This is a genomic window from Shinella sp. (genome assembly GCF_052438155.1).
Classification (GTDB): Bacteria; Pseudomonadota; Alphaproteobacteria; order Rhizobiales; family Rhizobiaceae; genus Shinella.
Map to the genome: position 1 here is coordinate 313,302 of NZ_JBQVPI010000003.1, position 24,414 is coordinate 337,715.

24 protein-coding genes are annotated in these 24,414 nt (G+C 63.3%); 19 read left to right on the plus strand and 5 right to left on the minus strand.

The features are described 5' to 3' along the window. The first annotated feature begins 27 nt into the window (after positions 1 to 27). Together ACT6VE_RS08415 and ACT6VE_RS08420 are read left to right on the plus strand one after the other, a co-directional pair. A complete protein-coding gene (locus ACT6VE_RS08415) occupies positions 28 to 1,032 on the plus strand; it encodes a glycoside hydrolase family 3 N-terminal domain-containing protein (RefSeq protein ID WP_444798158.1) in 1,005 nt (334 codons plus the stop codon). A 40-nt stretch (positions 1,033 to 1,072) separates the two neighbouring features. After that, complete coding sequence (locus ACT6VE_RS08420; RefSeq protein ID WP_444798159.1) at positions 1,073 to 2,284, plus strand: MFS transporter; 1,212 nt, start codon at positions 1,073 to 1,075, stop codon at positions 2,282 to 2,284. Between the two features lie 25 nt (positions 2,285 to 2,309). Here ACT6VE_RS08420 and ACT6VE_RS08425 read toward each other — a convergent pair whose 3' ends face one another. Then, positions 2,310 to 3,371, minus strand: a complete 1,062-nt coding sequence (locus ACT6VE_RS08425; protein ID WP_444798160.1) for an aldo/keto reductase — start codon at positions 3,369 to 3,371, stop codon at positions 2,310 to 2,312. 81 nt (positions 3,372 to 3,452) lie between these two features. Continuing rightward, on the minus strand, positions 3,453 to 4,538 hold the full coding sequence (locus tag ACT6VE_RS08430) for a LacI family DNA-binding transcriptional regulator (RefSeq protein WP_444798161.1): 1,086 nt from the start codon (positions 4,536 to 4,538) through the stop codon (positions 3,453 to 3,455). Between the two features lie 196 nt (positions 4,539 to 4,734). Here ACT6VE_RS08430 and ACT6VE_RS08435 point away from each other — a divergent pair, with 196 nt between their 5' ends. The 6 genes from ACT6VE_RS08435 (at position 4,735) to ACT6VE_RS08460 (ending at position 11,150) form a co-directional block, all read left to right on the plus strand. Next, complete coding sequence (locus ACT6VE_RS08435; RefSeq protein ID WP_444798162.1) at positions 4,735 to 5,757, plus strand: ABC transporter permease; 1,023 nt, start codon at positions 4,735 to 4,737, stop codon at positions 5,755 to 5,757. 30 nt (positions 5,758 to 5,787) lie between these two features. Continuing rightward, positions 5,788 to 6,798: a substrate-binding domain-containing protein gene (locus ACT6VE_RS08440; protein WP_444798163.1), complete on the plus strand. Its 1,011-nt coding sequence runs from the start codon at positions 5,788 to 5,790 to the stop codon at positions 6,796 to 6,798. 75 nt (positions 6,799 to 6,873) lie between these two features. Then, positions 6,874 to 8,442, plus strand: coding sequence for a sugar ABC transporter ATP-binding protein (locus ACT6VE_RS08445; RefSeq protein WP_444798164.1), 1,569 nt, complete (start codon positions 6,874 to 6,876; stop codon positions 8,440 to 8,442). Beyond that, on the plus strand, positions 8,439 to 9,473 hold the full coding sequence (locus tag ACT6VE_RS08450) for an ABC transporter permease (protein ID WP_444798165.1): 1,035 nt from the start codon (positions 8,439 to 8,441) through the stop codon (positions 9,471 to 9,473). The genes ACT6VE_RS08445 and ACT6VE_RS08450 overlap by 4 nt, the downstream gene beginning before the upstream one ends. A gap of 23 nt (positions 9,474 to 9,496) precedes the next feature. Next, positions 9,497 to 10,498 carry a dihydroxyacetone kinase subunit DhaK gene (locus tag ACT6VE_RS08455; RefSeq protein WP_444798166.1) on the plus strand — a complete coding sequence of 334 codons (1,002 nt, stop codon included), beginning with the start codon at positions 9,497 to 9,499 and terminating at the stop codon, positions 10,496 to 10,498. A 4-nt stretch (positions 10,499 to 10,502) separates the two neighbouring features. Beyond that, positions 10,503 to 11,150: a dihydroxyacetone kinase family protein gene (locus tag ACT6VE_RS08460; RefSeq protein WP_444798167.1), complete on the plus strand. Its 648-nt coding sequence runs from the start codon at positions 10,503 to 10,505 to the stop codon at positions 11,148 to 11,150. Positions 11,151 to 11,212: 62 nt separating this feature from the next. Here ACT6VE_RS08460 and ACT6VE_RS08465 read toward each other — a convergent pair whose 3' ends face one another. Next, on the minus strand, positions 11,213 to 12,277 hold the full coding sequence (locus ACT6VE_RS08465) for a GlxA family transcriptional regulator (protein ID WP_444798168.1): 1,065 nt from the start codon (positions 12,275 to 12,277) through the stop codon (positions 11,213 to 11,215). 171 nt (positions 12,278 to 12,448) lie between these two features. Here ACT6VE_RS08465 and ACT6VE_RS08470 point away from each other — a divergent pair, with 171 nt between their 5' ends. The 6 genes from ACT6VE_RS08470 (at position 12,449) to ACT6VE_RS08495 (ending at position 17,906) form a co-directional block, all read left to right on the plus strand. Beyond that, entirely contained in the window at positions 12,449 to 13,330 is an 882-nt protein-coding gene (locus ACT6VE_RS08470) for an ABC transporter substrate-binding protein (RefSeq protein ID WP_444798169.1), read from the plus strand. A gap of 69 nt (positions 13,331 to 13,399) precedes the next feature. Continuing rightward, positions 13,400 to 14,152: an amino acid ABC transporter ATP-binding protein gene (locus ACT6VE_RS08475; protein WP_444798170.1), complete on the plus strand. Its 753-nt coding sequence runs from the start codon at positions 13,400 to 13,402 to the stop codon at positions 14,150 to 14,152. A gap of 10 nt (positions 14,153 to 14,162) precedes the next feature. Continuing rightward, a complete protein-coding gene (locus ACT6VE_RS08480; protein ID WP_444798171.1) occupies positions 14,163 to 14,822 on the plus strand; it encodes an amino acid ABC transporter permease in 660 nt (219 codons plus the stop codon). Next, on the plus strand, positions 14,819 to 15,481 hold the full coding sequence (locus tag ACT6VE_RS08485) for an amino acid ABC transporter permease (protein WP_444798172.1): 663 nt from the start codon (positions 14,819 to 14,821) through the stop codon (positions 15,479 to 15,481). Before ACT6VE_RS08480 ends, ACT6VE_RS08485 begins: the two co-directional genes overlap by 4 nt. A gap of 21 nt (positions 15,482 to 15,502) precedes the next feature. Further along, positions 15,503 to 16,693 (plus strand): Atu1372/SO_1960 family protein, encoded by a 1,191-nt coding sequence (locus tag ACT6VE_RS08490; RefSeq protein ID WP_444798173.1) that lies wholly within the window; start codon positions 15,503 to 15,505, stop codon positions 16,691 to 16,693. A 4-nt stretch (positions 16,694 to 16,697) separates the two neighbouring features. Continuing rightward, positions 16,698 to 17,906, plus strand: coding sequence for an FAD-dependent oxidoreductase (locus ACT6VE_RS08495; RefSeq protein ID WP_444798174.1), 1,209 nt, complete (start codon positions 16,698 to 16,700; stop codon positions 17,904 to 17,906). A gap of 66 nt (positions 17,907 to 17,972) precedes the next feature. On the opposite strand, the gene ACT6VE_RS08500 is transcribed toward ACT6VE_RS08495, so the two are convergent. Then, on the minus strand, positions 17,973 to 18,401 hold the full coding sequence (locus ACT6VE_RS08500) for a MarR family winged helix-turn-helix transcriptional regulator (RefSeq protein ID WP_210187420.1): 429 nt from the start codon (positions 18,399 to 18,401) through the stop codon (positions 17,973 to 17,975). 92 nt (positions 18,402 to 18,493) lie between these two features. Here ACT6VE_RS08500 and ACT6VE_RS08505 point away from each other — a divergent pair, with 92 nt between their 5' ends. After that, positions 18,494 to 19,030 (plus strand): ester cyclase, encoded by a 537-nt coding sequence (locus ACT6VE_RS08505; RefSeq protein ID WP_444798175.1) that lies wholly within the window; start codon positions 18,494 to 18,496, stop codon positions 19,028 to 19,030. A 66-nt stretch (positions 19,031 to 19,096) separates the two neighbouring features. On the opposite strand, the gene ACT6VE_RS08510 is transcribed toward ACT6VE_RS08505, so the two are convergent. Beyond that, a complete protein-coding gene (locus ACT6VE_RS08510; protein WP_444798176.1) occupies positions 19,097 to 19,870 on the minus strand; it encodes an alpha/beta fold hydrolase in 774 nt (257 codons plus the stop codon). Positions 19,871 to 20,016: 146 nt separating this feature from the next. Here ACT6VE_RS08510 and ACT6VE_RS08515 point away from each other — a divergent pair, with 146 nt between their 5' ends. The 4 genes from ACT6VE_RS08515 to ACT6VE_RS08530 all read left to right on the plus strand — a co-directional run bounded on the left by ACT6VE_RS08515 (position 20,017) and on the right by ACT6VE_RS08530 (position 24,413). After that, on the plus strand, positions 20,017 to 20,463 hold the full coding sequence (locus ACT6VE_RS08515; protein ID WP_069063102.1) for a MarR family winged helix-turn-helix transcriptional regulator: 447 nt from the start codon (positions 20,017 to 20,019) through the stop codon (positions 20,461 to 20,463). Positions 20,464 to 20,615: 152 nt separating this feature from the next. Continuing rightward, positions 20,616 to 21,419, plus strand: coding sequence for an HpcH/HpaI aldolase family protein (locus ACT6VE_RS08520; RefSeq protein ID WP_444798177.1), 804 nt, complete (start codon positions 20,616 to 20,618; stop codon positions 21,417 to 21,419). A 31-nt stretch (positions 21,420 to 21,450) separates the two neighbouring features. After that, a complete protein-coding gene (locus tag ACT6VE_RS08525; RefSeq protein WP_444798178.1) occupies positions 21,451 to 22,329 on the plus strand; it encodes an amidohydrolase family protein in 879 nt (292 codons plus the stop codon). Positions 22,330 to 22,364: 35 nt separating this feature from the next. Continuing rightward, positions 22,365 to 24,413 carry an ABC transporter ATP-binding protein gene (locus ACT6VE_RS08530; protein WP_444798179.1) on the plus strand — a complete coding sequence of 683 codons (2,049 nt, stop codon included), beginning with the start codon at positions 22,365 to 22,367 and terminating at the stop codon, positions 24,411 to 24,413. Position 24,414 lies beyond the last annotated feature (1 nt).

The window sequence follows — 24,414 nt, forward strand, 5'->3', positions numbered from 1 at the left end:
CCGCCCTCTCATCGCACGGAGACAATGATGACTTTTTCACTGGATCAGGACGCCAGGGCGATCCTTTTACCCGCCTTCGACACGTTCGACTTCATGGATGTCATGGAACCCTTTCTCGAAAAGGGCGGTTGTTCCGTTCTGGTCGGGGAAAGCCGGGCAGAATATGTCGCGCGGGCCATGTCGGCGGAAAGGCTTGCCGGCGAGACGGCGGATGTCTTTCGCGGTCACATCGCGCGTCTGAAAGCCGTCCGCCCTCAGTTGATCGTTGCCGTGGATCAGGAACTGGGCGGCATCCAGAGGCTTCAGGGGTTGGTTCCATCGCTTCCCTCGCTTGATGAGGCCCATGCTCTTTCCGATGAGGCTCTTGCAGAGCGATGCCGGGTGACGGCCGTGGCTGCGCGCGAACTCGGCGTGTCGATGTTCCTCGCCCCGATCGCAGACGTGATTGACGGCCAGAACCCCTGGCTGCGCGGACGGACAATGGGGACCTATCCGGAAGCCGTTGCAAGGCTGGTGTCGGCCTTCGTAAAGGGTGTCCAGAGCGCCGGGGTCACCGCGGTGACCAAGCATTTTCCCGGTTTCAACGATCTGGAACATGACCCGGCACTGGTGGATGTTTCCCTGCACACGCCGCTGGATCGACTTCTGCACAATGCGCTGCCATTCAAGGCCGCGATTGCTGCCGGAACCAGGGCGGTCATGACAGGACCGGCGCCCGTTGCCGCGATCGACAGAGAGAATGCCGCCAGCACGTCGCCTGCGGTCATGACGATGTTGCGCGATGCTTTCGGGTTCAAGGGCCTGATCGTCAGCGACGACCTCGACGCTCCGGCCACCATGCGCGGTCGTTCGCTTCTTGAAACCGCCATCGCCGCGGTGAGTGCGGGTGCGGATCTGCTGCTCGTGGGAGGAGGGCTGCACCTTGAGGATCTGTGCGACGGCATTGCCGCGGCGGCGCGATCCGGGCGAATATCTCCGGACCGCCTGGCGGAGGCTGCAACGCGCGTAAGGCGCAATGCTGTCGATCTCTAAGAGAGCGACGAAAAAATCAGGCACAGGAAACCTTCTTGAAATGGCGTCCAATCCCATCACGATAAGCGGGCTTTGCAGATCGAGCCGGCTGCATTGCAATCTGTTCTTCCTTGCCGCCGGCATCGGCATTGGCGCTTGGGCGTCCAGCCTTCCGCTTCTTGCTGCTGGCATGGGGCTGAACAAGGGGCAGCTCGGAACGGTGCTTCTCTGCTTTGCCTTCGGCGCCATCGTCCTGATGATCAATGTCGGCCGCTATATCGACCGGGTGATCAGCAACCAGGTGCTGAGCCTGTGCGGTAGCGTGGTCTTCGGCGCTGCCTTTCTGGTCATCCCCTTCATCGAAAATCCGATTGTTCTCGGCGGCTGCGTGTTTGTCGCCGGCGCGGCATTCGGGACGCTCGATGTGGCGATGAACACCGAAGCTTCGCAAATCGAGCTGGAGACCGGACGGCACCTGATGTCGTCGTTTCATGCGGTCTTCAGCATCGGCAATCTCGCCGGCGCATTCCTCGTGGGCCAACTGATCGGCCACGGCGGCGGCCTGCAGGCTTGCCTCGGGGCGACCGGTCTCCTCGTCGTGGCCCTTGCGCTATCAACCCGCACGATCGCGACGAATGCCGCGCATCGATCATCGAGCCAGCACCCCGAAGGCATGCCAGCCGCCAATACGTCGCTTGACGCTTCGCAACGCGCCCTCATCCTCGTGCTCGGAACCATTGCGTTCCTGGCTTTGCTTGCAGAAGGCGGCATGATGGATTGGACGGCGATTTACATGATCGACATTCTCGGCGCATCCGAAAGCCATGGCGCCTATGCGTTTGCAATCTTTGCCGGTGCCATGGCGTGCGGGCGTCTTGTCGGGGATGCCGTGACGCGGCGCGTCGGGCACATGCCGCTGATAAGAATCGGCAGTGTCCTCTGCGCCGTGTCGGTCGCCATTCTTCTGTTCGCAAACAGTGCGGTATTGTCCCTGGCCGCTCTTGCTCTTTGTGGTCTCGGCGTCGCGAACATGGTGCCGGCGGTGTTTGCGAGTGCCGGCAATGTCGGCGGAGCGGTCGCCGGCAGGGCGATTTCCATCGTGACCACCATGGGCTACAGCGGCCTGTTGCTCGGCCCGGCCCTGCTCGGCTTCCTCGCGCAGGCAACGAGCCTTGTCGTCAGCTTCGTTCTGATCATGCTGGCGTTCCTGCTCATCGCAGCCGTTACCTTCCAGCTGGGGCACCGTCTGAAACAGCGTCAGGCGGGCCTTTGAGTCGCGGCCCGGCGGGTTCGGATCCCTAAACCAGGCCGAGATCCGAATAGCTGTCGTGCAAGGCCCAATCGGCCGGGCTGAAACGGTCCTTGGCAAAATTGTGCTGGTGCCAGTAGGGGTAGAGGTAGGCGGGGCGGCTGACCCTGTTGAGGGTATCCAGCTCCTCGTCGCTAAGCTTCAGGTCGACGGCGGCGATATTGTCGCGAAACTGGGCTTCGCTGAGGCCGCCGACGACCAGGCTTGCCACGGCGGGGCGTGATAGCGTCCAGGCCAGCGACACCTGCGCGACGGAGACGCCGCGGGCCTTTGCAATGACGTCCAGAGCATCGACGATCGTCCAGAGGCGCTCTTCGTCACGGATCGGTGGCTCGCTCCAGCCGGCAGCCTGACGCGAACCGGCCGGTGACCTGTCGCGGCCGAAGGCGCCGGACAGGAGGCCGGCCGCCAGCGGGCTCCAGACCATCGCGCCGAGGCCCTGGTCGACGGAGAGCGGCAGGAGTTCGTATTCGGCCTCGCGGGCTTCCAGGGTGTAGTGGATCTGCTGGGTGACGAAGCGAGGCAGGTTTTTCGCCTCGGCGACGCCGAGCGCCTTCATGATGTGCCAGCCGGAATAGTTCGAGCAGCCGATATAGCGGATCTTTCCCTGCTGCTGCAGCGTGTCGAGGGCAGACAATGTTTCCTCGACCGGCGTCACGCCATCCCATTCGTGCATGAAGTAAATGTCGATGTGATCCCGGCGCAGGCGCTTCAGGCTGCGCTCGCATTCGCGGATCAGGTGATAACGCGACAGACCCTCGTCGTTCGGGCCGTCGCCGATGCGCATGCGCGCTTTTGAGGAGATGAGCACCTCGTTGCGCTTGTCGCCGAGCGCCTCGCCGAGGATTTCCTCCGACCGGCCGAGCGAATACATGTTGGCGGTGTCGAAGAGATTGATACCACCATCGATGCAGCAATCGACGAGGCGGCGGGCTTCCTCGACGCCCTGATTTGCGACGCGTGCGAAGGCGCCGACGCCGCCGAAGGAGAAGGTGCCCATCGCGATGGCCGAAACCTTGAGCCCCGAACGGCCGAGTGTCCTGTATTCCATGTGCAAGCTCCTACGGGAAAGTATGGTCGAGTTGGCGATCGTCAGACGACTCGGGGGTGATGCCCGGCACGGCGCCAGGGGCTACTCCGCTGGTTGCCGTACAGTCGTCGGCAGCCGGCTCCGGGCCGGCTGCCACAGGCCACGTTCATGGCTTGCCCGCAGGACGAGGTCGGCACCGACGAGAATCTTGACCGGTGGCTGCGGCTCGGCGGCAGCGATCAGGTCGTTGAGGACGGTGACGGCGAGACTGCCGATCTTGCGCTTCGACACGTCGATCGTCGTCAGGCCCGGCTCCATCGTCGCGCTCTGCGGCAGGTTGTCGAAGCCGATGATCGAGACGTCGTCGGGTATGGCAACGCCATGCTCGCGAAGCGCGCGGATAAAGCCGTAGGCGATGATGTCGTTCGTGCAGAAATAGCACTCGGCAAGGTCGAGGCCCGTCGACAGCAGGGCGCGCGTGTCGAGATAGGCGCCGTCATGGGTCGATTCCACCGAAAGGATGTCGGCTTCGTTCACCAATAGGCCGAGCCGCGCCATATTCTTGAAGAAGGCTTCGCGGCGCAGGCGAAAGTTCGTCGTATCGACATGGGACGCGACGAAGCCGATGCGCTGGAAACCCTGCTGCTGGAAGCGGGACACGACTTTGTAAACAGCGTCCTCGTTGTTCATGTCGACGAAGTTGGCATCGAGGACATCGTAGAACGTGTCGATGAAGACGGTCGGCAGGCCGAGGCCCTGGATCAGCCGGATATCGGCTTCCGTCAACTCCGTGCCGAGCGCGATGACGCCGGAAATGGGCGCACCCGCAAGCGATTCCGCAACCGAGCTGATCGGTTGCCCCTCGAAGCTCACGACTTCGAGCGTGTAGTTGCGCCGCGTCGCCTCCGCGGACATGCCGTCGATGTAATCGGAGATGAAGACGCTGTGGTCGCGATTGACCGTATGACCGTGCTTGGCGATCTTCAGGAAGCGCAGCGTTTCGCCAGGCTCTGCGCTGCTTCTCGCCGCGCGCGGCACATAGTTCAGGTTTGCCACTGCCTCCAGCACGCGCGCCCGTGTCACACCGGAAATTTCCCCCTTGCCGTTCAGCACGAGCGAAACGGTTGCCGGCGATACGCCCGCGGCCACCGCGATGTCCCTGATGGTCAGTTTTCCCGGTTTCTTCATGCGGAACTGAAGGCCCTTTTATGCTGCAGCTGCGAGAAAGTTTACTAAACGATTTAGGTCGTCTTTGCGAGACCTAGGGCAATTTCAGGGTGTTCGCAACCGATATGCTGCACGAACAGGGCTTGTCAGCGCAAAATTCCTTTGCTAGCGTTTTAGTGAAGTCAAGGTTTGTTTAGTAAACAAACGGGAGGGGAACATGCGAAATACCGGCGGACAGCTGGCGATGCTGGCTGTCATAAACGGCCTTCTGCTCGTTGCGGGAGCCATGATCTCCGGCGGCTCCTTCCTGTCGATTTTCAATCTTCAGTCCATGGCAAGCCAGGTGCCGGAAATCGGTCTTCTGGCCATCGGTGTCATGCTGGCAATGTGCGCCGGCAATGGCGGCATCGATCTGTCCGGCATCGCCCTTGCCAATCTTTCCGGCGTGCTTTCCGCCGTCATCGTGTCGTCTTTCCTGTCGGTGAACGACAGCGGAACGGCCTTCAGCCTCGCCTTCATCGCAGGCGCCATCCTCACCGGCCTTGCGGGTGGGGTGATCAACGGCCTTCTGATCTCGCGGCTGAACATCACGCCCATTCTCTGCACGCTCGGCACGCAAATGGCCTTCATGGGACTTGCCGTCGTGGTGTCGGGCGGCAAGGCCGTGATGGTCGGCAGCCCTGCGTTGCTCTCCAGCATCGGCAACGACATGCTGTTCCAGATTCCGATCAGTTTCCTGCTCTTCGTGGTCGTTGCAGGCGTGGTCGCAGCGCTGCTGAAGTTCACGCCCTACGGCCTTTGGCTGATGCTGATGGGCACCAATCCCAAGGCCGCAGTCTATGCAGGCTTCCCAAAGAATGGCGTGCTGGTCGCGACCTATGCGATCTCCGGCATGCTGTCGGGTCTTGTCGGCATCATCATCGCGGCGCGCAACGTCAACGTGAAGTACGATTACGGCAGCACCTACCTGCTCATCGCGATCCTCATCGCCGTGATGGCCGGCGTGAAGCCGGAGGGTGGCTATGGCCGTGTCATCTGCGTCGTGCTCAGCGCGATCGCGTTGCAGCTCATGTCGAGCCTGCTCAATTTCGGCGGCCTCTCCAATTTCGTGCGCGATTTCGCCTGGGGCCTGCTGCTGCTCACCTTCCTGGCCGTCGGCCGGTACGACATCTCGGGCTTCCTGTCGCCAGGTCGCCGCTCCCAAATCCCTTCGGTGCCTGTCCCTCAAGCGCCGAAGTGAAACAATGAGGGAAAATTAGTGGAGGAAAACATGAAATCGTTTTCGAAGAAGATGCTCGTGGGAACGACGGTTGCCGCCGTTGCGCTCGTTGGTTCCATCGGCACGCTGGTCGCGCAGGAAAAGCCGGTCATCGCCACCGTCGTCAAGATCAGCGGCATTCCGTGGTTCGACCGCATGAACACCGGCGTCGTCGCCTACCAGGAAGCCAACCCGGATGTCGTCGCCAGCCAGAGCGGCCCGGCAACGGCGGACTCCGCCCAGCAGCTCCAGATCGTCAACGACCTCGTTGCCAAGGGCGTCAACGCGCTGGCCGTGGTGCCGATGGATCCGGCCGTTCTCGAAGGTACCTTCCAGCGCGCCATGGAGCGTGGCATCGTCGTCGTCACCCATGAAGCTGACAACCAGACGAACACGCACGCCGACGTCGAGGCCTTCGACAATGCCGATTACGGCGCAGCGCTGAACGAGCGCCTGGCCGAGTGCATGAACAAGGAAGGCAAGTGGACGACCTTCGTTGGTTCGCTCGGCAGCCGCACACACATGCAGTGGGTCGGTTCTGGCGAGGAGAATGCCAAGAAGTATGCCGGCATGGAACTCGTCGATCCGAACAACGAATCCTTCGACGACGCCAACGGCACCTATGAAAAGGCGAAGGAAATCCTGCGCAAGCATCCCGACCTGAAGGGCTTCCAGACTTCGGCCGGCAATGACGTGCTCGGCGTCGGCCGTGCCATCGACGAAGCCGGCCTCAGCGGCAAGGTTTGCCTTGTCGGCACCGGTCTTCCGAACCCGTCCGCCGATCTTCTCGAATCCGGCGCCATCACGGCGATCGGCTTCTGGGACCCGCAGAAGGCCGGCATGGCGATGAACGCCGTCGCCAAGCTGCTGCTGGAGAAGAAGGAAGTGACCGACGGCATGGACCTCGGCGTCGAGGGCTACAACAAGGTCTCGGTCAAGCAGGGTCCCGGCAAGGGCCTGCTCATCCTCGGCAATGGCATGGTTCTCGCCGACAAGGCGACCTACAAGGAACACATGTTCTAGTCCGATATCCGTCAAGCCGGCCGGGGGCTTTGCCCTCCGGCCGGAACCGTCCGGCGCGGTAGCGTGCCGGTCAGCATGAGGACAATTTCCGTGGCGGCACAGACAAATCCCGCGCAGCATTCGGCGGCGCTCCTTGAACTCAGGAACATCCAGAAATGGTTCGGCGGCGTCCATGCCCTGCGCGGCATCGACTTGACGCTCCAGCCGGGTGAGGCCTATCATCTGCTTGGCGAGAACGGCTGCGGCAAGAGCACCGTCATCAAGATCATGTCGGGCGCGCATGCGCCGACGTCCGGAGAAATCGTCCTTGGCGGCGAAACCTTCGCGTCGCTGACGCCGATCCAGTCGCTGGCCGCCGGCATAGAGACCGTCTACCAGGATCTCTCGCTGCTGCCCAATCTGACGGTCGCCGAAAACGTCGCGCTGAATGAACAGCTAGTCAGCGCCAATGGCCGGCTGGCGCGCCTTTTCGATCGCAAGAGGCTGAAGGAGACGGCGGAAAAGGCTCTTGCCGCCGTAGGACTTCCGACCGACCGCGCCTTTCTCAACACGATCGTGTCCGACCTGCCGCTTGCTTCCCGCCAGCTCGTCGCCATCGCGCGGGCGATTGCGACCCGCGCCAAGCTCGTCATCATGGATGAGCCGACCACGTCGCTAACGCGCCGCGAGGTCGACAATCTCATCCACGTCGTCGAGCGGCTGCGCTCCGAAAACGTCGCCGTGCTCTTCGTCACGCACAAGCTGGACGAATGCTACCGCATCGGCGGGCATGCCGTGGTCTTCCGCGACGGCCAGTGCGTTGCCCAGGGACCGATCGAGACATACAGCAAGAAAGAGCTTGCCGAGCTGATGACCGGCCGGTCCATCGATGCGCAGCGTTATCGCACCGGAAAGCCGTCTGACACCGACCGCCTCAAGGTCGATCGTCTCGTCGCCGATGGCGTGCGGGAGATCAGCTTTTCCGTGAAGAAGGGCGAGATCCTCGGCATTACAGGCCTCGCCGATTCTGGCCGAAATGAGCTTGCCATGGCCTTGACCGGCGTCGTTCCGGCAACCGGCGGCGTGCTGACACTCGATGGCAAGGCCGTCTCCGTGCGCTCGCCTGCCGAAGCGATCCAGCAGGGCATCGGCTATGTGCCGGAGGATCGGCTCGCCGAGGGCCTCTTCCTCGACAAATCGATTTTCGAAAACGAGATCGCGCTCATCGTCGCGCGCCTTAGCAATTCGTTCGGCGTCGTCGACCGGGAGGAGGGGCGCAAGATTGCCATCCGCCTTTCGGAAGAGATGCGGTTGAACACCAGGGATATCGACCTTCCCGTTGGCGCGCTTTCCGGCGGCAACCAGCAACGCGTGCTGATCGGCCGCTGGCTGAGCATCGCACCAAAACTGCTCGTGCTGCACGGCCCGACCGTGGGTGTCGACGTTGGATCCAAGGATACCATCTACCGCGTCATCCAGACGCTTGCCGAAGCAGGCATGGGCCTCGTCATCGTCAGCGACGACCTGCCCGAACTCCTGCAGAACGCAGACCGCATCCTCGTCATGAACAGCGGCCGGGTGGTCGCCGAAATGGATGCGGAGCAGGCGACCGAAGACCAGCTTTACAAGGCGATGCTGACCACCATGACGGAGACTGTGCAATGAGCGCTTCACGGACCGAAGACCTTCCCGGGGCCGCCGCGCAGTCTCGTTCCTTCAGCCTCGGTGAACTCGTGCGCCGTCGCCCGGAAACCATCACCTTCACGCTTCTGGTCGCGATCTGCGTGATCGTCACGATCGTGAATCCGGCTTTCCTGCAGCCGTCGACCCTCATCGACATCGGCCGCGCGAGCGTGGTCATGGGGCTTTTCGCGCTCGGCGTCTTCATCATCCTGGCAGCGGGCGGCATCGACGTATCGTTCACGGCGATCGCGGCCTTCACCATGTATTCCATGACCGTGCTGGTGCAAACCTACCTGCCCAACCTGCCGATCGCCGTCGTCATCCTCATGGCGATGTTTGGGGGTGCTGCGCTCGGCATCATTAACGGCCTGCTCGTCCATCACCTGAAGGTGCCGTCACTGATCGTCACGATCGGCACGCAGTATCTCTTCCGCGGCTTCCTGCTCTCGTTCATCGGCACGGTCTGGATCATGTCGCTGCCGCCGCAGATGGGCGCCTTCGGCCGCATGCCGCTGTTCCAGATCGAAGCTGCCAATGGCGCACTCATCACGCTGCCGTTCTATTTCCTCGTCCTGCCCATTGCGGCGGGCGTGACCTGGTGGATCCTCAATCGCACCCTCATGGGGCGCGCCATCTTCGCCGTCGGCGGCAATGCCGATATCGCAAGCCGCCTCGGCTACAGCCTGCGCACCGTGCATGTCTTCCTGTTCGGCTATGCGGGTGCGCTCGCGGGCCTCGCCGGTATCATTCATGTCTGCGCCAATCGCCAGGCCAATCCCTTCGATCTGGTCGGCACGGAAATCAACGTGATCGCCGCCGTCGTGCTCGGTGGCGCGCGCATCACCGGCGGCACGGGCACGGTTCTCGGCACGGTTCTCGGCGTGCTCCTGATCGTCGTCATCAACAGCGTGCTCGTCATGGTCGGCATTCCCAGCACGTGGCAGCGGCTTGTCGTCGGCAGCTTCATCCTGTTGGCAGCCGCCTTCTTCGTCACAGGCCAGCGCAAGAAATAACCATCCCTTCCCGGAGAAAACCCATGAAGAAGTTCCTGAACGATCCCGTCAGTTTCGTCGACGAAATGCTGGAAGGCATCTACAAGGCGCATCCGGCCGTCACCTACACGGCCGGTGACCTGCGCTGCCTCGTCACGGCAAAGACAAAGCCCGGCAAGGTCGGCATCGCCACCGGCGGCGGTTCCGGCCACCTGCCGACGTTCCTCGGCTTTGTCGGCGATGGCATGCTTGACGGTGCCGCCGTCGGCGGCGTCTTCCAGTCGCCCAGCGCCGAACAGATGTACCAGGTGACCAAGCACATCGATCAGGGTGCGGGCGTCCTTTACATCTACGGCAATTACACCGGCGACATCATCAATTTCGACATGGCGGCGGAACTGGCCGATCTCGACGGCATCGCGGTGAAGCAGGTCGTCGGCAATGACGACGTTGCCTCCTCGGTGGTCGGCGAAGAACACAAGCGCCGCGGCGTCGCCGGCATCTTCTTCATCTACAAGGCTGCCGGCGCGGCGGCGGCCGAAGGCCTCTCCCTCGACGAGGTCACACGCCTTGCCGACAAGGCGCGGCTGCGCACCCGCACCATAGGCGTCGCTCTTTCGAGCTGTGTCGTGCCGGAAATCGGCCATGCCACCTTCTCGATTGGCGAGGACGAGATGGAAATCGGCATGGGTATCCACGGCGAGCCCGGCATCAGCCGCAAGAAGCTGGCGCCTGCAGATGCGGTCGTCGACGAGATGATGGACCGCATCTTTGCGGAAACGGACTACAAGCAGGGCGACACCGTTGCCGTGCTGATGAACGGGCTCGGCGGCACGCCGCTGGAAGAGCTCTACATCCTCTTCCGCCGCGTCTCGCAGCTTCTCGAAATGCGTGGTGTTACGGCCAAGCATGTGTGGATCGGCGAGTTTGCCACCTCGATGGAAATGGCCGGCGCCTCGATTTCGATCCTGCACCTCGACGAGGAGCTTGACCGTCTCGTCGCCGCCCCGGCCAACACGCCATTCTTCCAGCACGTAGTCGGGTGACGGCATGACCATGCAGACATTGAACGCAGCCGGCCTGATCGATCTCTTCAAGAGCTGGAAGGAACTTTTTGCCGAACAGCGCGAGTTCCTCATCGCGCTCGACGGCAAGGTGGGCGACAGCGACCTCGGCATCACCATGAGCAAGGCCTTCGCCGCCGCCGCCGAGGCGCTCGACGCGGAAGGCGAGGAGGCCGGCATCGCCAAGCTCCTGCGCACCGCAGGCGCGACGATGGCGCGCACGGCACCCTCCACCATGGGCACGTTGACGGCGACCGGTTTCCTGCGCGCCAGCAAGGCCGTCGAGGGTAAGGACGCCCTTGGGACGGCGGAGATCGCTGCTTTCTGGCGCGCCTTCCGCGATGGCGTGGCCGAGCGCGGCAAGGCCAAGGTCGGCGACAAGACGCTGCTCGATGTGCTCGACCCCATTGCCGTGACGCTGGAGGCACAGGCGGCAAGCGGAGTGCCCCTCTCCGATGCGCTGGCGGCAACGGCGCAGGCCGCCGAGCAGGCGCTGGAAGCCACGAAGTCCCTGGTTGCGCAACACGGCAAGGCGGCTGCATTCCAGCAAAAGACGGTTGGCCTGCAGGATGCCGGGGCAACCGTCGGCTACTTCCTCATCCGTCGTATGGCGGAATTCCAGGCCGGCCGATAAATCGCCAAAAGTGGACGGGGCTTCAAGTCAAACCGAAGCCCTGTCCGGCGGATTCAGCACACTCATCGGCGCCGGTGTCGGAATTCACTCGGTGAACTTTGGTACTTCTTGCGGAATGCTGTCGCCAGATGCGCTGAATCGGAAAAGCCCGTTTCATGGGCGATCGCGGTGACGGGCAGCACGCTGTTGTCGAGCAGGAAGCGCACGTAGCGCAGCCTCGTCTCCAGAATGAAATGTTTCGGCGTCATGCCGATATGCGCCTGGAACAGGCGTATGAACTGGCGGGGCGACAGGCCGATCGTACCGGCGATGCGCTCGGGCGATACGTCCCGGCCCTTGCGGCTCTCGATCAGCACGATGGCTCTTTGCACGCGGGCATCCCCGACATGCCGGAACGCGGAGGCGCGTTCGTGGTCGAAGGCGCTCATCGTCTTCTGATCGGTCAGCGAAAGCTGGTAGACGGCCTTCGCCGCGCGGTCCGGACCGCAGTGCTTGCGGATGAGTTCGGTCATCAGAGAAAGCACCGATACGCCCCCCGGCACGGTGATGCGGCCGTCTTCGGCGAGAAAATCGTCCCGGGTTGAAAAAGGCTGCCGTGGAAACGCCACCCGGAAATCCTCCGCATGGAAGGGGTGGATTGCGGCCTTGCGCCCCACAAGCAATCCCTCCTGGGCAAGGACGAAGGAGCCGGTGCAGGCGCCGATGATGGGAACACCGGCGGAAGCGGCGACGCGGAGATAGTCGCGGTGCGAAGCCGGGGCCGCCTGGAGATGTGGAAGCAGGCCGCCGATCACGACGATATAGTCGAAGTCGGTGGGGTTGATGTAGGGCGCGTCGGCGTGGATGCGGATGCCGCAACTCGCTACCGTCGCGTCGCCGGGTTTACCCATGATCGACCAGCGGCAATGGAGCGGGCGGGAATTGTCCGCGAAATCCGCCGCGTGGCGGAGCGGTTCGACGACACCGGTCAGCGACATCATCGGAAAGGTCGGCCACAGAAGGATGCCGACCGAAATGTCCGGTTTCCGATCGCGCGCCGCCAGCAGCCTCTCCGTCCAGAGGCTATCCAGCCAGCTGATGTAGTCGGCCTCGGTCTCCGTGCGTGAAGCATCGTTCTGTGCAGCCATTTTGCGCCCCTTCCGTGGCTACTATGAATGGCCCGTGTCATTTTTCAAAGAAAAAGTCCGTTTTTTAAAATCCAGCAAGTTCCATCAGTGGCAACATCCTTTGCGTTGAATGCAACACCGGTCCGCGAACGTGGCCGGTCAGGGGAACCAATAACTTCAAGGATCGAACAGATGACACTTTCTCTTTCGAGAAGGCTGGTGGTGTGCGCGCTGCTGGCAAGCGGGAGCTTTTCGCTATTTTCCTCCACGGCGCAGGCCTTCGACCTCGCCGAGCAGGGTAAATTGACGGTCGCCTTCACCGGCGACATGCCCGGCTCCGGCTGGCAGGACGGCAAGCTGATCGGCTATGACGGCGAGATTATGCAGAAGGTGGCCGAAAAGCTCGGCCTCCAGGTCCAGCCGGCGCTGATGGAATGGTCTGGTACCATCGCATCGGTCGAGGCGGGCCGCGTCGACGTGATGCTGGGCACGATGGGGTGGACGGAAAAGCGCACGCAGATCATGAGCCTTTCCGAACCGATCCATTACTTCAAGAACGGCATCATGCAGTCCTCCGGGACGAACTGGGACAAGCTGTCGGATCTCGAAGGCAAGAAGGTCGGCACGATCACCGGCTTTTCCTTCGTGCCGGAGCTGAAGAAGATTTCGGGCCTGGAACTCTCGCTCTACGACACGTCCGACGCCGCGGTGCGCGACCTGATCGCCGGCCGCATCGATGCCGTCATCGGTGATCCGCCGGTCGTGTCCTATGCGATCAAGCAGAACCCGGACTGGAACATGCATTTCCTCGCCTTCACCGATACGAGCTCCGACTTCCCCCTGCTGACGGGTCTCGGGCAGGTGGTCTACGGCTTCAACAAGAAGAACGACGACCTGCGCCAGAAGGTGGACGGCATCATCGCCGAGATGTGGAAGACCTGTGAGATGAAGGCGATCGGCGAGCGCTACGGCCTGTCCGCCGATGTCTGGTACACGCCGGCCGGCGAGAACTTCCGCGCCGGCGTCGACCGCGCGGCGGATTACAAGCTGCCATCCTGCGCCGCCGGCGGCTGATGTGCGATCCGGGCGGCTGCCACAGCGCGGTCGCCGCCCGACGCTCTCTCAATCATAAAGGGGAATGCCATGAACCCGCTGCTGAGCGTGACGGGCCTGACGAAGAGCTATGGTCCGGTCGAGGTGCTGAAGGGCATCGACTTCGACGTGGCTGCGGGCGAAAAGATCGCCCTGATCGGCCCCTCCGGGTCGGGCAAGTCGACCTGCCTGCGTTGCCTGAACTTTCTGGAAAAACCAAGTGCCGGCGAAATCCATCTCGACGGCGAACGGATCGGCGTTCGCCTCGACCGGCCGATGACCGACCGGCAACTTGCGCCGCAGCGGGCCGAAATGGGCATGGTCTTCCAACTCTTCAATCTCTGGCCGCATCTCTCCGTCACGGAGAACGTCGCGATCGCCGCGCGCAAGGTGCGGGGACTGTCGGCACGGGAGGCGCGGGAGCTGGCGCTCGACATGCTGGCGAAGGTGCACATGACCCATCGCGCCGACGCGTCGCCGTTGGAGCTTTCGGGTGGCCAGCAGCAACGCGTCGCCATCGCCCGCGCACTTGCCCAGAAACCCAAGCTGATGCTGTTCGACGAGCCGACTTCGGCGCTCGATCCCGAACTGGTGCATGAAGTGCTGAAGGTGATGGAGGAACTCGCCGCCGAAGGGCGCACCATGCTGATCGTCACGCACGAGATCGCGTTTGCTCGCGACATCGCCGACCGTGTGCTGTTCCTGGATGGCGGCAGGATCGTCGAACAGGGGCCGGCGCGCGAGCTGATCCTGTCGCCACGGGAGCCGAGAACGCAAGCCTTCCTCCGCCAGATCCGGCATTGAGGGGCATGCCATGACCGAACCATCGACCTTCATCCTGATTTTGGAAGGGCTTCTCACCGGGGCTGGCGTCACCGTCGTCGTCACGCTGGTGTCCTTGTTCTTGAGCGTATCCCTCGGCTTCGGCCTCGCCCTTGTGCGGCAGTTCGGAAAGCGCCGCGCGCTGCACGCCCTGATCGATGTCTACTGCGAGATCATGCGCAACATCCCAGCGCTGACCCATCTGTTCATCCTCTATTTCGGGCTGGCCAGCATCGGGTTTCGGCTTTCATCCATAGCCGCCGCGATCCTCGGCCTGGGGCTGATCGGCGGCGCCGTCACCTGCGATCTGTTCCGGGCGGGCTTTGCGGCCCTGCCGAAAGGCCAGGCCGAGGCAGCACTCGCCGTCGGCTTCACGCCCACCCAGACGATCCTCGATATCCTGACCCCGCAGGCCATGCGCCTCGCGCTGCCATCGCTTGGAAACTATGCCGTGCAGCTTCTGAAAGACACATCCATCGTTTCCGCCATCGCTGCACCGGAGATCATGTTCTACGCACGCTCCCTGGTGACCTCGTCTTTCCAGACCACGCTGATCTACACCATGGTTGCCGTGCTTTACCTCGCGCTCGCCCTGCCTTTGATGCAGGCGATCCGTGTTCTCGAAACCCGGTACGGAAGGCTGAAGGCATGACCCGATTCATCCAGCCCTATATCGACCATGCCGGCGAATGGCTGCCGCTTCTTCTGCAAGCGATGGGCAAGACGGCGTTGCTTTCGGTCTCGGCCTTTGCCTTGTCGCTGGTGTTCGGGCTTCTCTTGGCGCTCTGCCGCACCACACGGTGGCGGGCGCTCGAGCGGGGCGTGGCGTTCTACGTTACGGCCGTGCGTGGTGTGCCGCTTCTGGCCATTCTCTTCCTGCTCTATTTCGGACTGCCGGGGATCGGCATCACGTTCGACGCCTTCACAGCGGCCATCCTCGGATTGGCGCTCGCCTTCGCCGCGCAGGTAGCGGAACTGTTCCGCGCTGGCCTGATGGCGATCCCCGCCGGCCAGCGTGAAGCGGCGCTCGCCGTCGGTTTCACGCCCTACCAGAGCTTTACGCTGATCGTATTGCCGCAAGTGGTGCGCATCAGCATCGCCCCGCTCATCGTCACCTTCGTTTCGCTGCTGAAGGACTCTTCCCTCGCATCGCTGATTACGGTGGACGAACTGGTGCTGACAGGCCGCGCCATGGCGACGGAATACTTCCTGCCGTTGCAGATCTATGTCGCGGTGGGCGTCTGCTACTTCCTGATCGCCTGGCCCTTTTCGCTTCTTTCCAAGCGCCTCGCGCCGTCCGCGGCCCGCTAACTTCTATTGAAAGACAAGACAATGACGACTCCTTCCCATGAAGGCCGCCCGACCCGGCGCGCCGTCATCCTCATGACGCCGGATATAGAGGATCCGGCCGGCATTCCGACCGAGAGGACCTATGCGGTGAGGGCCAACTATGCAGAAGCGATCAGCGAGGCGGGTGGTGTGCCGCTGATCCTTCCCTATGAAACACATGCGCTCGCGGCAGCACTTGATCTCGCCGATGGCGTGCTGATCACGGGCACGACACCCGGTGCCGAAGGGGTGGCCGAAAGGCGGTCGTTCGAATTGAAGCTCGTCGAGCACGCGGTCAATGCCGGAAAGCCGCTTCTCGGCATCTGCCACGGCATGCAGCTCATCGGCGAATGGCTGGGCGGCACGTTTGCAAGGAGCCTGCCGGCTGAAACCGTCGACCACATGCCGAGCGCGATGGCGGATCGCATTGCCCACGAAATATCGGTGGAGCCGGGGAGCGCGCTTGCCGACGTACTTGGCGGCCGCACGGCCAAGGTTAACAGCCTGCATCGGCATGCCCTGACCGGTGTCGGCCGGTTCCGCGTCACTGCCCGTGCCCGGGACGGGGTCATCGAGGCCTTCGAAGGGGAAACGCCGGGCTTTTGCCTCGGCATTCAATGGCATCCCGAATACCGCCTGACGGATTTCGACCGTGCGATCTTCCGCACGTTCGTGGCGCGTAGCGCGGCGCGCGGAACGGAGGATGGTCTTCCGAAAAAACCCTGTCCAGTGCGGGCGCGTCTTGCCGCACTCGGCTTCGCCCTGCCCGAAGCGTCCGCGCCGCCTGGCGCTTTTGTCGGCGCGATCAGGGTAGGCGATACCGTGACTGTATCCGGCCAGGTACCCTTGAAGGACAAGACCGTTCTCCGAACGGGCCATCTGGGAAACGGCGTATCGCTCGAAGACGGGCGCGAATGTGCCCGCTGGGCTCTTCTCAATGCGCTGGCGCACCTGGAGCGGGTCGCCGGGAATCTCGACCGGGTGAAGGGATTTGTGCGGCTTGCCGGCTATGTGGCCACAGCGCCCGACTTTACGCAGCACGGGGCGGTGGTCGATGGCGCGTCGGAATTGCTGCGGGAGATTTTCCCGACGTGCTGGCCGCATGCCCGCCTCGCTGTAGGCGTCGGGTCGCTGCCGCGCGGCGTGCCGGTGGAGATCGAGTTGACGGCGCTGCTTGGTGATGCGGAGGGCTGACGCGATGCACATCGCCGTTATCGGGGCCGGCGTGGTCGGCGTTTCATCGGCCTATCTGCTGGCGCGGGCCGGGCACCGCGTCACGTTGATCGATGCGGAGGCGGCGCCGGGCAGGGGGGCAAGTGCGGCCAATGCGGGTCAGTTGTCCTGGGCCTATGGCGATGCCATGGCCTCACCCGCCTTGCTACGGCATTTGCCGGCTATTCTGGCTCAGCGCGATCCGGCGTTTCGCGTCCGTCTGCGGCTCGATGCGGATTTCTTGCTCTGGGGTCTCCGGTTTCTCAGCCATGCGCCGTCGCGGCGCTGGTGGAAGAACACCAGCGACATTCTTCGGCTTGCCGATGAATCTCGACGGGAATTGGCGGCGCTTCTGGGGGAGGCGGATCTGACTTTCGACTACCGTGTCGCCGGCAAGCTGCATCTCTATCCGGATTTACCGAGCCTTGTCGCGGCCCGGCCCACCGTTGAGCGCAAGCGGCAGATGGGCCTTGACCAGCGCATACTGTCCAGGGCCGAGGCTGAGGCTGTGGAGCCGGCCCTGAAAACCTATCAGGGCGAGATCGCAGGCGCCGTCTACACCCCGGACGATGCGCTCGGCGATGCAGCGGCATTTTGCCGACAATTGACGGACTTCATGGTTCGCCGCTATGCCGTCTCGACGGCTTTCGGAAGAAGGGTTGTCGGGTTCGAGCAGCATGCCGGGTGCCTTTCGGCTGTCCGCTTTGCGGATTGCGAGCCGCTGCGGGTCGATGCATCGGTCGTTACGGCCGGCCCGCTGATCCGCACCCTTACTGCGGCCCTGCCGGAAGCGCGGGCGGTCCAACCCGTCGCCGGCTACTCGCTAACCGTGCCCTGGCGGCAGGGCGCGCCTCGCGTCAGCCTGACGGATGTGAAGCGCAAGCTCGCATTTGCGGCGATCGGCGATCGGTTCCGCGTCGCGGGCCTTGCCGATATCGTGACGCCCGGCTCGGGCTTTGCGCAGGATCGCTTCGCAACGCTGCGGGAGACGGCGCGTTCCGTGCTGCCCGGTTGTTTCGACCAGGCGGAATGGGCGCTGAACTGGTCCGGCGAGCGCCCGATGACACCAACCTCCCACCCGCTCATCGCCCCCTCACGAAAAATCCGCGGCGTCTACCTCAACGCGGGACACGGCATGCTCGGCTGGACGCTCGCGCTCGGGTCCGCACGGCGTCTTGCCGACATGCTGGCTTGAAGGCTCTGGCATCTTCGGCGGGGCCAAGGCGGAACAGGGGGGATCCGCATGACCACCGGCTTTCCGTCAGGTCTGCGTCGACGATTGCGCGACGAGCTTTTCCAGACGCCCGATGACGAGGTCGAGGGTTCCGGTGAACTCTTCCAGCTTTGTGGGGCTTATGCCCTGGAAAAGCGCCTTTGCGAGTTCGCCTGTCTCCCGCTTCAGTCGGTCGGTGATTTCTACGCCGGCTGAGGTGAGGTCGAGAAGGATCGCGCGCCGATCGTTCGGATGATCTCTCCGTTTTACGAAACCGGTCTTTTCCAGGCCGTCGATGAGCGTGGTGACGTTGCGCGGGGTGACCTTCAGCGCATCGGCAAGTTCGCGCTGGGTAATGGTGTCCCGGTGCGAGATTGCCCAGAGCGCGGAGGCCCGCGCCCGGGTCAGGCCTCGCTCTTCCAGGCCGCGCTTCATGTCGTCCGACAGGATCACCGTCACCAGGAAGAGACGCGCCAAGGCGATCTCATCTGGCGCAGATGATGTATCATTGTCATTATGTATATTATTCATTATATCGCGATGTGCACTTCTCGATTTAGGAGCTTCGCATGACGATACCGCTTTCCACCCCTCAATCCAACATCGCGCTGATGCGGACGGCCTTTGCGGCGTTCGGCCGCAAGGACGCGGATGTGGTCGTCGATCTGATGCCGCCGGATTTTCTCATCAACATTGCCGGCGTGCCCTACCAGAAAAAGGGAACCGCAACCTGGCGCAAGCATGCCGCACTGATCTTTTCCGCCTTTCCAGACCTCCAGGTGAGGATCGAGGAAATCTTCGCCGCCGAGGACAAGGTCGCTGTCCGGCTGCGCATTACCGGCACCCATGCCGGCGAGTTCCTCGGCATCCAGCCAACGGGCAGGAAGGTCGACTACGAGAGCACCGAGATCTACCGCATCGCTGATGGAAAGATTGCCGAAGAGTGGATCTGCTCCGACATGCTGACCCTGATGGCCCAGATCGGCGGCCAGGGCCTGTCGATGGGCAAACTGGCCTCGATGTGGCTTGCCGGCTATCGCGCATGGTTCGCACTCGGCCTTGGCGTCGTTCTCGGCGCCCTCGGCACAGCGCTCGCGTCATTCTGAACGAAAAGCCCCCGGATGTTTCCACATCCGGGGGCTTTGCCTGTCGTCATCGGCGTATGCCGGCGTTTACTTAACGCCGTTAGCGGCATCCTCGATGATCTTCGCAACGGCCTGTGGCTGGGAGACATAGACGGCGTGGCTGCCGGCCTGGTCGACGGTGGTGGCACCGGCACGCTTTGCCATGCCGCGCTGGGCGTCGACCGGGATCATGTGGTCTTCGGTGGCAACGAGATACCAGCTCGGCTTTTCCTTCCAGGCGGGAACAGTCACTTCACCGGCGAGCGCCTCGACACCCCACGGAACCTGCGAGTCGGCCATGAAGGCAGCAAGCTCTGGCTCGACGCCGGCGGCGAAGGCGGCTGCGAACTTTGCCTTATCGAGGAAGAGGAAACCATCCTGCGGCGGCAGGATCGGCGGAACGGCAGCACCTTCCGGCGGGTTGGCGATGAGCTTCGCGATGGATTCGCCGGCATCGGGGGCGAAGGCGGCGATATAGACGAGACCCTTCACCTTGGGATCGGTACCGGCTTCCGAAACGACCACACCCCCATAGGAGTGACCGACGAGGATGACATCGCCTTCGGCAGCAGCGATGGCGCGCTTGGTAACAGCGACATCATCGGCAAGCGAGAGGGTAGGGTTCTGGACAATGGTGACGTTGTAGCCGTCCTTCTTGAGGATGTTGTAGACGCCCTGCCAGCCGGAGCCATCGACGAAGCCGCCATGGACGAGCACGATGGACTTGGCGGGAGCGGACTGGGCGTGGGCGGCCGGCACGACGGCGGCAGCGACGGCGAAGAGGGAAGCGGCGGTAGCGAGCAGGGTGTTGACGATGGACATTGGGTCTCTCCTTTGATCTGATGCGATAACCGTTATCGCGATAATCATTTGATATGCGCATTCCGCACCTTTGTCCAGATGTTTTTTATCGCGATAATCATTTTTTGTGGTATGTTGCCCTCATGAACCCAAACCGGAGACCCGCAATGACTGCCCCCCAACCCATCCCGCTCGATAGCCAGCTGTGCTTTTCGCTCTACGGCACGACCATCGCCATCAACCGCACCTACAAGCCGATGCTCGATGCGCTGGGCATTACCTATCCGCAATATCTCGTCCTCAGCGTCTTGTGGGAGGCGGATGGCCAGACGATCTCGGTCATCGCCGACCGCCTCGCGCTGGAGCCCAGCACCATCACGCCGCTGGTCAAGCGCCTGGAAGCGGCCGGTTTCGTGGTGCGCCAACGCTCGACGAAGGACGAGCGGCTGGTCGGCGTGCATCTCACCGACAAGGGCAGGGGCCTGCAAGCGCAGACCGGCTGCCTGACCGATACCCTGCTGCAACGCTCCGGCATGACGGTGGAGGAAATCATCGCCCTCAACGAAAGCGTCCAGAAGCTACGGGATGCGCTTGTTGCCCCAGCTTCGGAATAAGCGAGAACATCCTTGACCGTTTTTGCGGTCAACGGTGGAATTGATTGGAGTGGCCAATCAATTCCACCGTTTTGTGAATTGGAGCTAATCACCGGTTTGCGTTAGCGTTTGGTCATCGGATGCATGCCAGCATCCGCATGGGAGGAGACCAGATGCTGGACGTGTCGTCGCGAAACGGCCGGACCTTTGCCGAGCGCCTGCGCGCCGGAGACCCCTGTTATACGCTGGGGATCCGCACCGCCCGTTCGGTGGATTTCGTGCGCATGGCGGCGAGTTCCGGCTACGACGCCATCTGGATCGACCTCGAGCACAGCACCATTCCGCTCGACACCACCGCCCAGATGACGGCGACGGCGCGTGACCTTGGGCTCGACGCCTGGGTGCGCGTGCCGGAGGGTGACTTCGGCGTGATCGGCCGCGTGCTCGATGGCGGCGCCTCCGGGCTGATCATTCCTCAGATCGAGACGGAAGAGGACGCGCAAAAGGCTGTCAGCTATTGCCGCTACCCGCCGGAAGGCGGGCGCTCGCACAATGCGCTAACCTCAAGTTTCGGCTTCCGGCGGATCGATCCCAAGGAGCGGGCGGCGGCGGCGAACCGGTCCGTCTTCCTGCAGGTGCTGCTCGAATCCACCAAGGCGGTCGACAATGTCGAGGCCATCGCCGCCGTCGAGGGCGTCGATGCTATCGGGCTTGGCCTCAACGATCTCTCCGCCAATATGGGCATGCTCGGCGATGTCGAGGCCGAGCCAATCATGGCGCTGTGCCGGCGCGTCATCGCGGCCGCGAAAAAACACGGCAAGCTTGCCATCATCGGCGGCCTCAAGGGGCCGGAGCAATATCGCCGGCTCGTCGATCTCGGCGCTGCTCCCTACGTCTTCGCCGCCATCGACACCGACATTTTCGTCGACATTCTCGACCAGCGGATCGCCAGGTGGCGGGCCGCGGTCTCCGCCTGATCCACCATGCCCATTTGCCAAGGATTCTTTCATGACCGAGCCGCTGACCTCCGAACCCATGCTGCCGCTTGCCGGCCTGACGCGTCCGAGCTTCGACGTGCCGAAGGGCGCCTGCGACGCGCATATGCATGTCTTCGGGCCGCTTTCCCTCTATCTCCATGTGGCAAAGCCGCATTACACGCTGCCGGATGGCAAGCTCGATCATTTCCATGACCTGATGAAGGTGTTGCATCTGGATCGCTACATCATCGTGCAGCCGAGTTTCTACGGTACGGACAACCGATGCATGCTCGACGCCTTGAAACTTGGCGGCGGGGCGTCGCGCGGCGTCGCCATGGTGGAGGACGACGTATCCAACACCGAGCTGGAGGCGCTGCACGAGCATGGCGTGCGCGGCCTGCGGCTCGACCTCTTCAAGCGTGCCGACCAGCCGATCGAGGATATCGAGGCCTATATCACCCGCATGGCCGCAAAAATCGCGCCGTTCGGCTGGCACCTGCAATTCTACGTGCCGGGCCGCGTGGTGCGTGACCTCATCGGCTTCCTCGGCACGCTGACGGCCCCCTATGTCATCGACCACATGGGCTACATGGCGGAAGAGGACGGACTGACGGAGCGCGACTTCCAGAAGCTTCTGACGCTGATGGTGGAAAGCCACTGCTACCTGAAGCTCAGCGGCCCCTATCGCATCGCGAAGGACAAGGGCTATGGGGCTGTCGCCCATGTGGCGAAGGCCATCGTCGAGACGGATCCGCGCCGCGCGATCTGGGGTTCGGACTGGCCGCATATCCCGAAATCCGGCCGAGACACGGGCGAACTCCTGAACCTGCTCGTCGAATGGGCGCCCGATCCGGCCGACCGCCAGAAAATTCTCGTCGACAATCCCAACAGGTTGTTCGGCTTCGCGTGAGCGGCCGGCATGGACAGGACGGGGAGGAGACGCGCATGTTCATCGAATCACCCAGCATAGCGGCCCTGCAACGCGGCGCGACTGAGGCCGGAACCATGCAAGCTCGACCCGATACGGCGGCGGAACCGCTTCTTTCCGTCCGCAACCTCAACGTCCAGTTCCGCTCGAACGACCGGCTGCTGCATATCGTGCGTGACGTCAGCTACGATGTGCACGCCGGCGAGCTGGTGGCGCTGGTGGGGGAATCCGGCTGCGGCAAGTCCGTCTCCTCGCTTGCGGTGATGCGGCTGCTCCCCGATCCCCAGACGGCGCGCTTTTCCGGCGAGGTGCGGCTCGCGGGACGCGACTACCTTCGCCTGCCGGAAGACGCGATGCGGCGTCTGCGTGGCCGGGACATCGCCATGGTGTTCCAGGAGCCGATGACCTCGCTCAATCCGCTGATGACCGTCGGCCGGCAGATCATGGAGCCGATGCTGGAACATCTCGGGCTCGATGCCATGGCCGCCCGCAAACGTGCTGTCGATCTTCTGACGCGGGTCGGCGTTACCGATCCGGAACGGCGGATGGACCAGTATCCGCACGAGTTTTCCGGCGGCATGCGCCAGCGCGTCGTCATCGCCATCGCGCTCTCCTGCAATCCCAAGGTCATCATTGCCGACGAACCGACCACGGCGCTCGACGTCACCATCCAGGCACAGATCCTCGATCTGCTGCGCTCGCTGGTGAAGGAGACCGGCGTCGGCCTGGTGCTGATCACCCACAATCTGGCGCTGGTCGCGCGCTATGCCGACCGCGTCAATGTCATGTATGGCGGGTGCATCGTCGAATCCGGCTCGGTGGAAGAGGTGCTGCGCCGGCCGCGCCATCGCTATACGGCGGGCCTGCTGATGGCCGTGCCACGGCTCGACCAGCCACGGCAGGCACGCCTGCATACCATTCCCGGACAGCCGCCTAGCCCGGCGCGCTTCCCCGCCGGCTGCGCTTTCAGCCCCCGCTGTGGCGCGGCGACGGCGGCCTGCGGCAGTGTACCGACCGATACGGTTGCCGGGGGCCGGCACTATGCCTGCTTCCATCCGGTCGTAGATGCGCTGCCGCAGGACGGCCATCCCGCGGCGGCTGGCTCTGAACGCAGCCTTGGCGAAACCGTGCTCAGCGTGCGTGGCCTGACCCGGCATTTTCCTTTGAAACGCGGCGCGTTGGTGCGCGCGGCCGAAGACGTCTCCTTCGACATTCCGCAAGGCGGCACGCTCGGCCTCGTCGGGGAATCGGGCTGCGGCAAGACGACGGTGGTGCGCACGCTGCTGCGCCTCCAGGACGCGACAGGCGGCCGTGCCGATTTCGAGGGCCGCGACATCCTGACGGCCGGCAAGCGCGACCTTCTTGCGCTGCGCCGCCAGATCCAGGTCGTCTACCAGGACCCCTCCACCTCGCTCAATCCGCGCCACCGCATCGGCTCCATCCTCGCCGAGCCGCTCCTCGTGCATGGCATCTGCAAGGACCAGCGGGAAGGGCGTGCGCGCGTGGAGGAATTGCTCGATCTCGTCGGCCTGCCGGCGGAGATGGCCGAGCGCTATCCGCACCAGATGTCCGGCGGCCAGCGCCAGCGCGTCGGCATCGCTCGCGCGCTTGGCATGAACCCGCGGCTCATCGTCTGCGACGAACCAGTCTCGGCGCTCGACGTGTCGATCCAGGCGCAGATCATGAACCTGCTGGCGGATTTGCAGGCAAAACTCGGCCTCAGCTATCTCTTCGTCGCCCATGACCTCGCCGTCGTGCGCCACATTTCCGATGTCGTGGCGGTGATGTATCTCGGCCGGGTGGTGGAGACGGCGACGCGGGCCGAACTCTTTTCCAATCCCCGCCATCCCTACACGAAGGCACTGCTCGCTGCCGTGCCGTCCTTCGCCGCGGATGCAGGCGCGCCGGAGGCAAAAATATCCGGCGAACTGCCGTCACCCCTCAATCCGCCGAGCGGCTGTGTCTTTCGCACACGCTGTCCCATGGCGGTGGAAGCCTGCGGAAAGGCGGTGCCGAAATCCGTCGCCTTTTCCAAGACGCACCACGCCGACTGCATAAGGGCCTAAC

Excerpts from the sequence above, each read along its gene's own strand:
- ACT6VE_RS08430 (WP_444798161.1), bottom strand. The coding sequence starts at position 4,538 with ATGAAGAAACCGGGAAAACTGACCATCAGGGACATCGCGGTGGCCGCG.
- ACT6VE_RS08425 (WP_444798160.1), bottom strand. The coding sequence starts at position 3,371 with ATGGAATACAGGACACTCGGCCGTTCGGGGCTCAAGGTTTCGGCCATC.
- ACT6VE_RS08480 (WP_444798171.1), top strand. The coding sequence starts at position 14,163 with ATGACCGAACCATCGACCTTCATCCTGATTTTGGAAGGGCTTCTCACC.
- ACT6VE_RS08465 (WP_444798168.1), bottom strand. The coding sequence starts at position 12,277 with ATGGCTGCACAGAACGATGCTTCACGCACGGAGACCGAGGCCGACTAC.
- ACT6VE_RS08470 (WP_444798169.1), top strand. The coding sequence starts at position 12,449 with ATGACACTTTCTCTTTCGAGAAGGCTGGTGGTGTGCGCGCTGCTGGCA.
- ACT6VE_RS08450 (WP_444798165.1), top strand. The coding sequence starts at position 8,439 with ATGAGCGCTTCACGGACCGAAGACCTTCCCGGGGCCGCCGCGCAGTCT.
- ACT6VE_RS08415 (WP_444798158.1), top strand. The coding sequence starts at position 28 with ATGACTTTTTCACTGGATCAGGACGCCAGGGCGATCCTTTTACCCGCC.
- ACT6VE_RS08435 (WP_444798162.1), top strand. The coding sequence starts at position 4,735 with ATGCGAAATACCGGCGGACAGCTGGCGATGCTGGCTGTCATAAACGGC.
- ACT6VE_RS08495 (WP_444798174.1), top strand. The coding sequence starts at position 16,698 with ATGCACATCGCCGTTATCGGGGCCGGCGTGGTCGGCGTTTCATCGGCC.
- ACT6VE_RS08460 (WP_444798167.1), top strand. The coding sequence starts at position 10,503 with ATGACCATGCAGACATTGAACGCAGCCGGCCTGATCGATCTCTTCAAG.
- ACT6VE_RS08525 (WP_444798178.1), top strand. The coding sequence starts at position 21,451 with ATGACCGAGCCGCTGACCTCCGAACCCATGCTGCCGCTTGCCGGCCTG.
- ACT6VE_RS08490 (WP_444798173.1), top strand. The coding sequence starts at position 15,503 with ATGACGACTCCTTCCCATGAAGGCCGCCCGACCCGGCGCGCCGTCATC.
- ACT6VE_RS08440 (WP_444798163.1), top strand. The coding sequence starts at position 5,788 with ATGAAATCGTTTTCGAAGAAGATGCTCGTGGGAACGACGGTTGCCGCC.
- ACT6VE_RS08520 (WP_444798177.1), top strand. The coding sequence starts at position 20,616 with ATGCTGGACGTGTCGTCGCGAAACGGCCGGACCTTTGCCGAGCGCCTG.
- ACT6VE_RS08510 (WP_444798176.1), bottom strand. The coding sequence starts at position 19,870 with ATGTCCATCGTCAACACCCTGCTCGCTACCGCCGCTTCCCTCTTCGCC.
- ACT6VE_RS08445 (WP_444798164.1), top strand. The coding sequence starts at position 6,874 with ATGAGGACAATTTCCGTGGCGGCACAGACAAATCCCGCGCAGCATTCG.
- ACT6VE_RS08420 (WP_444798159.1), top strand. The coding sequence starts at position 1,073 with ATGGCGTCCAATCCCATCACGATAAGCGGGCTTTGCAGATCGAGCCGG.
- ACT6VE_RS08505 (WP_444798175.1), top strand. The coding sequence starts at position 18,494 with ATGACGATACCGCTTTCCACCCCTCAATCCAACATCGCGCTGATGCGG.
- ACT6VE_RS08515 (WP_069063102.1), top strand. The coding sequence starts at position 20,017 with ATGACTGCCCCCCAACCCATCCCGCTCGATAGCCAGCTGTGCTTTTCG.
- ACT6VE_RS08485 (WP_444798172.1), top strand. The coding sequence starts at position 14,819 with ATGACCCGATTCATCCAGCCCTATATCGACCATGCCGGCGAATGGCTG.
- ACT6VE_RS08475 (WP_444798170.1), top strand. The coding sequence starts at position 13,400 with ATGAACCCGCTGCTGAGCGTGACGGGCCTGACGAAGAGCTATGGTCCG.
- ACT6VE_RS08530 (WP_444798179.1), top strand. The coding sequence starts at position 22,365 with ATGTTCATCGAATCACCCAGCATAGCGGCCCTGCAACGCGGCGCGACT.
- ACT6VE_RS08455 (WP_444798166.1), top strand. The coding sequence starts at position 9,497 with ATGAAGAAGTTCCTGAACGATCCCGTCAGTTTCGTCGACGAAATGCTG.